Here is a 10204-nt window from a genome sequence, read left to right as displayed (position 1 = left end):
GTATTTCTTTATCTTTTTTAGACATTAATTGCCTATTCGCTTCTCTAATTTCTTCTTTTGTGAATGGATGCAAAAAGACTGCTAGTTCATCTATATCTTTAGAAAAACCAATATATAAATATTTGTAGTAATTACAAATTGCATTTACAACAAAATAAATAATGAGTTGTATTGCAAATAGAATATAAGATAGAATCAGAGTTAAAAATTTCATCGTAGTACTATCTATAGCTATCAATTCATATGTTGCATATGTTAACGATGCAACTTTTACAATTGTTTTCACTATAGTAATGATTAATGTTTTTGTTTTTTTATTTGATGACATTTTCCCTTTTTCTAAGAAATTCATAATATCTCTAGAATTTTTATAAAAGATAATATCAAAAGCCAAAGAAACGATTAATACTGTTCCCATCAGAGAATAGAATATTGTGTTTGCAATAGATTCATTCATCCCAGAATAAATCATGTATCCATAGAATGTTAAAAACAGAATTGTTGCAATGATGTTTACTATAAACACTATTCTTTCTATTTTTTTAATAATAATATGAACAGATGCAAGTGTATAATCTGGTGATAACATTGCCATAAAAAAACACCTCTTTTATCTATTAAAATTATAGCATGTTCAAATTTTTAAAAATATATCTTTTATGAACTTTAAAAAATTTTATTTTAGTAATAAAGGAGCATCCTCTTGATGCTCCATTACATAAGTAGCTTTGATTTTAGGATAACTTTGATCTTATCATATCCCATATCTAGCAATTGATCTGCTTCTTTTTCTGTCAAATTTAATTCATTCCTAATGCTTTCTAATCCTATATTGGTAGTGTATACCTTTTTTATTATATTAAAGCTCTCAACACCAATATATCCTATTTCTTCTTTTCTAGCATTATTTATAAAGGATTCCATAGAATCACTATTTGTCATAAAATAGTTTGTTATTATTTCTAATACATTATGAATAGATAATACTATTTTATCTGTATCAGGATTAATGATAATACCACTATATGGATAGCAAACACTAAAGAATCTATCTAATGCATCCTTCATTGGATGGATAGATAAATAATTGAAATCAATATTTTTTGAGGTAATATCATTTTTATCTAAATAGATAGGAAAATACATCCTATCCTTCAGATTATATTGAAAATATCCCATAGTATTATCTTCCGATAATACTTTTATAGGTATTATAATATTAGAATTCATGAATAAATCGAATTTATGATCCTTTAATTCATGGATTAGAGAATCCTTTAATTCTTCATTATTGAATACGATATTGGAATTAAAATTACAATCGAATTCTCTATCCCTAATTTTATAAATTGCAGTAGGTAGATCTTTAATTGAAGAATAGTATTCATAATCACTCATTGTGATTATTTTTTCTATTCTTCCAAAATGAATTCTACTGTTCATCTTTTCATTATCTAGTATAGCTATTAAATCTCCTTCCATAAATTTATTCTTATTAAAGGAATCTAATTTCGCTATAGATAATTCATCATGTAAATCACTTACAATGAAAAGAGTATGAATAGAGGATTTTGCATCCTCAATTTCTAAGTTTCTTGCAAGAGAATATAGCTTTCTTACATAGGTCTCTGAAATTACTCCTTGGTCCATACCTGGTTTAAATTTTTCAATTTTATCTACATATTTGTTGTAGATTTCATATGGTATAGGCTTAACCTTATCGAAGGATTTACCATTTATATCCTTTACGATATATTCTATATTGATGCCACAGCCTTCCTCCTCAAAATCATAAGAGGCATGCTCTAAGGATAGATTTTTGTTCTTTGATTCAATTAGATTCTTAAAATCATATTTTAAAAATTCTAACGCAAGTGGATCAAAGCCATAGTCTATGGCATTGATAATATCAATTTGAGTCCAAAGCTCATCAGTAAGATAGAATTTATAATCCATAAAATCTTTTAAAAAATCCCTTCGATCATAAATTGCATTAGGATATCGATTGCCAATGATAATCGTCTTCCATTCATCATCGATATAAACTAAGCCCTCAGGAGAAAATGTTTCCTCCTTACAATTTGGACATGTATGAAAATGAATATCTGCATTTAATACATGAGGCTTTAAATCCTTATCCTTTGGAATACGAATGAGTGCAGGATAAGAAGATTCATAGAATCTTCCACAGCCTTCACATTTCATTAATTTATCCTTAAAAATTGCCATGAGCTTCACCTCACCTTACTGTATATTTTTAAATTTTATCCACTACATCAAGCATTTCCTTTGAAAGCTTTCTTCTTACTGCTTTCACTAAGGATTCTGGTATTTCCTTATAGAATGCTTCTGCAATTGCACAAGAAATTGCAGCTGTGGTATCACAATCTCCTCCAATGGAGATTGTTGTTCTTAAGCAATCCTCAAAGGAGGTTGAAATTAAGAAGCAATATAAAGCCTGTGGAAGTGTCACCTGGCAGATTTCATCCTCATGGCGATATGTTCTTCTTAGTTCCTCATAATCTAATTGCTTAATTAAAGGATATTCCTTTTCCATATATTCTCTTAGGAATTCTTTAGATTTACCCATTCTTGCATAATAAATGGATAAGGCAGTTACAATAGCACCCTTCATGCCTTCAGGGTGGTTGTGGGTAACCTCTGTTACCCTCTTCGCTAGGTCAATAACCTCTTCTTCCGTTTTCCCTACCCAGCCAGCTGCAGAAACTCGCATGGCACTACCATTACCGCAGGAATTGTATGGTTTTCTTGCACTACCAAGTACCCAGCCAAAGAAATGTCCACCATAGCCTGCATAAGGGTATTTCTTACCCCATTTTTTAAGTGTATCAATTACATCATCCTTATTATAAGGATTTCCATTAATTAATACATCTGCAACAGCGACGGTCATTACAGTATCATCTGTAAAGCAAGACCTATCGACTACTAATTCAAAATTCTTGTGTTTAATATTATTAAATTCAAATCTTGATCCTACTACATCTCCAATAATTGCGCCTAACATATTTATACCTCCTTGCCATTCCAACCACAACCATCATCTTCTCTTACATTTAAGAATACTTCTACACTATGGTTAGATTCTTTTAATAATTCATTTAATTCATTTAAAGCTCTTTTGCATTTAACAATTCTTTTTTCAAGATAGATTTTGTTTAAAATTTCACAATATCTTTTTCCAAAAGATGTTTGAGGTTCTTGATTTACATAAAAAAATGCAATCTCTTTAGATAATTCATTAAATTCATTTCTTTCAATTAATTCCTGTGATATTGAATCTTCTTCAGGCGTAAAGTAATCTGTATAGCTTAATACTACCTCTAATACCTCCTTAGTACTTTTAACCTCTTCTACCGATTGAGTACCATTTTCTTCAATAATAATTGCATGTCTTCTTGCCATTTTATCTTTCTCCTTTAAACCATTTGAATTGTTCTTTTTTTGATAGCTTCTTAAATTTATCATCTAGGTGATAACCAAGTATATTGACAAGTGCATCAAATGCTTCTAAATCTATTTTGTCATCAAAATATAATCTAGAGAATGAGTATAATATTTCATCATCACTATTACCCTCCTTTTTTAATTTTTGAATTACTTCTTTTACTTCATCAATAGTCATTTTCATACCCCCTATATTTTTATCTATATTCATTTTATTGATAACTATTATTAAGGTGACCAGGTAAAGGAAGAAACAAAGGACATTCGAACGATTCACATGCATCTTGGAGTCTGGTCACCTTAATTCTTATTCACTCCTAGATGCAGGGTTAAACTCTAATTTATATAATCTTGTTTGATTACACCTACATTATAGTATATGAGATATAGCGTTTTGGTGTTAACACTAACACTTCGGAAAAAAAACACCCAAAATGAATTGAGTGTTCCATAGATTATGATTCTTCCTTTTTCTTCTTTTTTCTTTTAGGGGCTTCAAATTCAATAAGCACCTTTAATACTTCTGGGTACTTACTAAAATAATCTTCCATTTCTATTAATGGCTTTGTGAATCCATTATTATGAACTATGTATTTGAATATTTCTATATCTACATCATCCTTAGAAACAGGAGAAAATGTATATCCAGATATTTCCATATATTGTATTATTTGTGTAAAGTTTAGATTCAGTGCAAAGGCAGAGCTATATATTTCTTTTTTAGAGACCTGTTTCGCAAATCTAGCAATATTCTTTCTAGCATTCTTAGTTATAATAAGATCAAAGGTACTCCTTTTATTATCATCATCTGCGTTCTTAAATATTTTTGATATGAAATCATTAGGTGAATATAGGGATTCAATATCTATTTCATCTTCTTTTCTATAATTTCTTCTAATAGCATCCTGAATCAATCCTACACTTTTGATATCATTCTTTTCTATCTTTAATTCCGTATTTCTTCTATCATAATAGGGATAATTACTTACATTAGATACATTAAGATTTTTTTCTTTATAATACTCTTTTCGATTTGATGAATCATTTCTTGAATGAAATCTTACGGATACAATATCAATAGTTATATTTGGCTTATATTGGTATATGAACATTACATCATTCAATGCTTGATGAATATCCTCATATGAGTAACCATTAGCTCCTGTACCAATATATGGAATAGCTATGGATTTATACTTTAGGGAAATTGCTTTATCTATTACGAATTCAAATGCCTTTTTAAGCTGTTTATTATTTTCATCAAAATTCTTATAGGGCATTACTATATTAATAATATGCTTAGATGGTAGCTTTCCTGCATCAGTAACCTTTATATCAAATATTTTACCTTCAGGATGATTATCAATATAATCCTTTAATTCTTTTGATTCAGAGGCACGATATATAGAACGACATATCCTTCCAAATTCTTGTATATCCGTCCCCAAGGAATTCACAATACATTCCGTATCTATCGTTGTAATATCCATATATTTAGATGATAATGTTACATTATCATTTAAAATAGCTTTAGATAATACTTTCTTTGTAGCGAGATTATCCTTATTATCCACTTTTTTTATTTCTACTATATAATGTGGTTTATCATTCCTTCTAAATAGACTACATCTCCTTCATGAATTGAAGTATCAGGGCATAAGTAATCCAGTGTTTTAGAATTATTTGGATATTTTACACTTGCAATTCGAACCATAGGAAACCTCTAATTTTCTAATATATTTTTAAATACATTATAATTGCTGAATTTATCATCATTGTAACAATATACCGCAAATTCTACTGTATCAAAATGATATTCATTTAATAACTCTTTAAATAGTGAGGCAATAATTTCTGGAGGATTATGGAATGCTCCACACCCATAAGCCCCAAGAATGAATATATCAACATTTTCTTTTTTTGCTACCTGTATAATTTTCTTTAATCTATTATACATAAGTATTCTATATTCATTCCAATCATAAAACTTAACTGCCAAATCTGGTGCTGCAGATGTAATCACATCAACATAATAGTAATCCTTATCTTCCAATAGCTTAGGTGTTGATTCATCCGTTTTAAAAACCATTATATTTGGAAGATATATTAAATCATCATTACCTAATTCATCCATTTTACCATTCATATATAAATCCTTATGATATTGGTAAAATTCTTTTTTAAACTTTTCTAAGCAAGGGTAGAGTGTAGATATTCTACATAAGGATTCCTCTTGAGCTCCTGCAGACCAAGGGGCTCCACCAATGGAATGGTTATTAGCAAAATTTAATACTGCAATCTTTTTACCATTATAAGCCTTAGCGGCTTCATAGGTTCTTTTCTTTGAAACTATAAGGTTTGTCGTTTTACCATCCGGTTTAACATTTAAGTCATCTTCTTGCCTAACCATATATGATGCCTTATTCGTATTATCAATTTCCTTCATATATTTCTCATTATTCGTACATAGAGAATATGTATGATCCATTACAAAATGATTAATCCTTCTAAAATTCTTATCTTTAGCTATTTGTTCAATTTCTTTATTATACTCTTTTTCTATTCCCATATTTTCACCACCCAATAATAAAATGAACTTCCATACACTACTTTTATTTTACCACAATATATTATTACAAACCATCTATTTGAAGTGTAAGAAATACATTCCACTCAAAACTTTATTATGTGTTCACAAGTTCCACTCCACTATTTGAAGCTAATAAATTATATTTTTAAGTCAATATTTCCTATAATAAAATAAATGGTCCTTCATTTAAAATGACGATTATTTAGTCAAATTATTTGAGGGACTTCCTTCATTTATTTTGATAATAATATTTATTCGTTTCATATAAAATGTTAATCTACACCATTGCTTTAGTTTGCTTGTGTTTCCCCATTTTTTATTTCAAACATAAATTAATGATTTTATGCTGGATTAAACCTAACTCCCATCACAGTCCATAAATCTCGTCTTCGCTTATTTCTTTTTGGATATAGTTCAACGATTAAATCACTACTAAAAAATGAAATAATTTCTTTAAATCATCTAATGTCATGGTTAAATACCTCACTTTGACTGAAGTATAAACCCTATTTTTACATTATTTATGTCTATTTACCAACTTTTTGTTTGAACTTAGCAATAAAAATTTACAAATTTTTAATTCGTTCAGTTTCTCGATCTTCAATTTCATATGACCCATCATTTAATTCATTTAACCTTGTAATTAATTTACTAAGTAATTCAAGCATAATGCTTTTATCAGCTTTTTCTCTATCGCGATTAAATGTACATCCTTCACCATCTGAATCAAAATCATAATAGCTTGTATATAAATCGCAAATTTGGGTATTTAATTCTTGAATTATTTTATCATTATCTACAACATCAATTCCAGTTGATTTTTTAAATGTGTCAGGATCAATGTAATTTCCCCATATTGGACCAGCATTCCAATCAAGCATAACAATAATTTTTTCTTTCATCTTTTATTTCCTCCTTACAGGATATACAGATACAATATAACCATTTGTTCCAATTCCTGAGACTGTAAAATGTTTATTATTATATTCATATATTCTTTCAAAACCAGGTTTACCATCTTTAATCACTAATCTTTCATTTAGAAGATTACCACTTGAAACTAAGTTTTTGACAAAACCAGGAATATCCTTCTTTTTGACTCCATAAACATCATTGAAGTCTTTAGCGTGTTTATTAACAATATGTTTTAAACCACTTTTATCATTACCTTTTTCAAGCCAAACAACTTTTCCATTAGTATCCTTGGTAGCAAATACTAAATTTTTCTCACTAAACTTTACACCTTTATTCCTCAAAAGATTTATTTCATTTAGTCTTTCAAGCTTATGACTAACATGATCTAGTTGGCCAATTTGAGTAGCATAATCATACATTTGAATTGCATATTGATTTCCACCAGCGAATGGAATGGACGATTTCTTCCCCATATTATTTAACCCTCCTTAAGTTTTGTATTCTTAAGGCATTTTCAACAATAATTACAGGAATATTATTGTCATATGCATATTTTAAAATTTCCTTTGTAGTCTTATCACAAGAAGTCGAATATACAATAATTGCTTTTGGTTGAATATTATCTACAACATATTTTATTGCATCAATGCAAATCGCTTTATCTTCACCACTTGTACATCCTTTTAAACTAATTGCAACATTAGAACCTACATATATATTTTTGAAACACCATTCAAATGTTTTACGAAGACCATAAGTTAAATTTGGATATACTATCGCTTGTATTTCTAAAACTAGCCACCCAACAACGACAGCTTCTTTCTCAAGTTGATGTATTAATGTACTTTCCTTTAAATTTCCATACATAGAATAATCTGGAGCTATAATATATTTAACATTAGTCAATAAATATTTATAATACTTTAACAATTCAATATCTTTATAAATAATAGCCTCATATAATCCATCAATATCATCAAATTTATCATCGAAGATATAAAAACTAACGGCAGTAGTTATAGTTCTATGAAAATCTTTCGGATGATTAAATAGTGCAATATAATCCGGATATTCATTATGAAAATCACCAATCATAGGGAGCCCAAAAGCATTGCTTGGTTCCATCCTATTCATAATGTAATATCCATAAATATCACCTGAATCAATTGATTCCATATCAATATTTAATTGTATCTCTTTAAGAATCTTTTTAAGTTTACTATTCTTTTTAGTTTCGAATGTTTGTTTTGCCATAGCATATTCCTCCACATTCAAAGAGAAATATGCATAAAAAATAACTTTTTTTCATATATTTTTCTCCTTTATTGTTTGAATTTTTAAATAAGGATATGCTATAATGTTTATGTTGATGTGCATTATGCATATCCAATAAGTCTATTTCAGTACCAGTGAAATAGGCTTTTTTATTTTTATAATATTTAATTTTTAATAGTTTGCTGAAATAATTATTTTTTAAAATTATATCTCTCCTCTCTTTCAAAAATTCCAAGATCTTGAAGTCGATATTTAACTACGTTAAAATTAACTCCATAAGCTTTAGCAATTTTATTTATTGCACCGTACATCCATTTTTTTAATTCGGTTGGATTAACCGGTATAAATGTATACCTAATTGCCTTAAAAAACTCTTTAATAATAACATCTCTAGGCATTAATACAGCAGCATTCAAGTAATTTGTTTGTCGCTCAACTATATCAACAGCACTCATATTATCGTTCCAATTAGTACTGGAAAAACTATCTTTATTGCATATTTGAAGAATTGAATTATCAATTTTCAAAAAGAAAGGAATATCTTTAATCCAATGCATACTTTCATGATTAGCAACGAATCTCTCTTTTTCAATATCTTTTTTATCTATAATGGCTTGATTTATAACAACTGTTCCTTTTTTAAAGAATTCTTTATGTGGAATATCTCCCTTAGAGTATGATCCTTTAGGCCATACATAAAATTCTCCATCTTCAAAAAATATAAGTCCTAATATCTTCATATTTGGAGAAAGATATTTCCATTCAATATCTAACTTAAGGACATTTTCCATATAATCATAGTGATCAAATGGTATCATTTTAGATAATCTTTCTGGATAATTCTTTCTATTAATTTCATCAGCCATTTGTTCGAGAGTTTCTTTGCTATAATAATGCATTATAATTACGCTCCTTTCTTTTCAATCTCCTCGATAATTTTAATCCATTCATCTTCACCAAAATCTAAATCTTTTGCCTTACGTAATGCGACTTTAATTGCATCAACATTAGTTACATAATTGGCAATATCACCAGCAATAGTATCTTTATCCATTGCAGCGAGATCATACAATTTGCTAGTATCATTAGAATCCAGTTCTAGTTTTTCTGCTATTTTTGCAACAATTTCATCTGAAGGCGCATTTCTTTTGTCCTTTTCGATATCACTTAAATAAGATGGGGCTACTTCAATCATTTCAGCAAATCCTCGAAGAGTGAAACCTTTCTCTTGCCTTTTTTGCTTTAAAAATTTTGCAAACTCACTCATATTTAATTATCTCCTTTTGCTTGTTTGATAGCGTTCGCTGTTCGCTATCTGTTAACATTATATATTCTATTTTTCATATTGTCAATGCTTCTTTTATAAAAATAATCCATTTTATGCCTTTAATATATACTTATCTAACAAATTTTATCAAAAAAGCCCAAAACATGTTAATTTGTTTTTTTATTTCTTTACTTTCAATAACACTCAAATAATTCCAGTTATCATCAACCGAATACTTATCGACATATTTTTCAACGTAGAGGAACATCTCTGCTTCCACGACTTTATATATGACGAGGCTGAATTGCTTCACGCTTACGCATTTAGGCTTGTAGTATCCCTAACCTACGCTTAAACCTAATCTCACGACTTCGGCTCCAAGGTCTCGGTACTAGATGAGGTGCTAACTCTTTCTAGGTCGGACTCCCACCGACTATGTTAAGTGAACCGAACTGGCGCACCCTCTTTATTACATTTTGCCAAAAGGATTTTATAATTCAAATGTTTTGTTATAATTTGTTATAATCTGTTATAATTTGTTATAATGGTTATTCCCGATTTTTTGAGCCAGTAATTTTATTTTAGTGCGCCAGCAATATTCTTTATTTGAGCCATCGATATTTATGAATTGAGCCAGTGTATTTTGCCACACTGGCTCATAATATTTTATGGATGAAATCCTATATTAA

General features: G+C 28.8%; 12 protein-coding genes. All 12 read right to left on the bottom strand.

The genetic code is table 11. The annotated features are described in order from the left end of the window. Positions 1-595 (bottom strand): hypothetical protein (locus SPJ17_RS05455; RefSeq protein ID WP_321093357.1); only part of this gene is annotated, 595 nt, incomplete at its 3' end. A 119-nt stretch (positions 596-714) separates the two neighbouring features. Next, a complete protein-coding gene (locus tag SPJ17_RS05450; protein WP_321093355.1) occupies positions 715-2229 on the bottom strand; it encodes a CpXC domain-containing protein in 1515 nt (504 codons plus the stop codon). 28 nt (positions 2230-2257) lie between these two features. Next, positions 2258-3028 carry an ADP-ribosylglycohydrolase family protein gene (locus tag SPJ17_RS05445; RefSeq protein WP_321093354.1) on the bottom strand — a complete coding sequence of 257 codons (771 nt, stop codon included), beginning with the start codon at positions 3026-3028 and terminating at the stop codon, positions 2258-2260. Between the two features lie 2 nt (positions 3029-3030). Continuing rightward, the gene (locus SPJ17_RS05440) at positions 3031-3426 is read right to left on the bottom strand and encodes a hypothetical protein (RefSeq protein WP_321093353.1); all 396 of its coding nucleotides are present in this window, start codon (positions 3424-3426) and stop codon (positions 3031-3033) included. Position 3427: 1 nt separating this feature from the next. Next, positions 3428-3646, bottom strand: coding sequence for a hypothetical protein (locus SPJ17_RS05435; protein ID WP_321093351.1), 219 nt, complete (start codon positions 3644-3646; stop codon positions 3428-3430). Positions 3647-3923: 277 nt separating this feature from the next. Continuing rightward, positions 3924-5042: a macro domain-containing protein gene (locus SPJ17_RS05430; protein ID WP_321093350.1), complete on the bottom strand. Its 1119-nt coding sequence runs from the start codon at positions 5040-5042 to the stop codon at positions 3924-3926. Between the two features lie 149 nt (positions 5043-5191). Further along, a complete protein-coding gene (locus SPJ17_RS05425) occupies positions 5192-6037 on the bottom strand; it encodes a TIGR02452 family protein (RefSeq protein ID WP_321093348.1) in 846 nt (281 codons plus the stop codon). 587 nt (positions 6038-6624) lie between these two features. After that, a complete protein-coding gene (locus SPJ17_RS05420) occupies positions 6625-6960 on the bottom strand; it encodes a hypothetical protein (protein WP_321093347.1) in 336 nt (111 codons plus the stop codon). A 3-nt stretch (positions 6961-6963) separates the two neighbouring features. Further along, positions 6964-7446: a hypothetical protein gene (locus SPJ17_RS05415; RefSeq protein WP_321093345.1), complete on the bottom strand. Its 483-nt coding sequence runs from the start codon at positions 7444-7446 to the stop codon at positions 6964-6966. Position 7447: 1 nt separating this feature from the next. Beyond that, positions 7448-8227: a DUF4417 domain-containing protein gene (locus SPJ17_RS05410; RefSeq protein ID WP_321093344.1), complete on the bottom strand. Its 780-nt coding sequence runs from the start codon at positions 8225-8227 to the stop codon at positions 7448-7450. A gap of 212 nt (positions 8228-8439) precedes the next feature. Beyond that, positions 8440-9147, bottom strand: a complete 708-nt coding sequence (locus tag SPJ17_RS05405; RefSeq protein WP_321093343.1) for an ImmA/IrrE family metallo-endopeptidase — start codon at positions 9145-9147, stop codon at positions 8440-8442. A 5-nt stretch (positions 9148-9152) separates the two neighbouring features. Further along, a complete protein-coding gene (locus SPJ17_RS05400; protein WP_321093342.1) occupies positions 9153-9515 on the bottom strand; it encodes a helix-turn-helix transcriptional regulator in 363 nt (120 codons plus the stop codon). Positions 9516-10204: the final 689 nt, after the last annotated feature.

Origin of the sequence: Anaeroplasma sp. (genome assembly GCF_034179385.1) — a bacterium.
In the GTDB taxonomy this organism is placed as follows: Bacteria; Bacillota_I; Bacilli_A; order Acholeplasmatales; family Anaeroplasmataceae; genus Anaeroplasma.
This window is presented reverse-complemented; position numbering and strand designations above follow the sequence as displayed.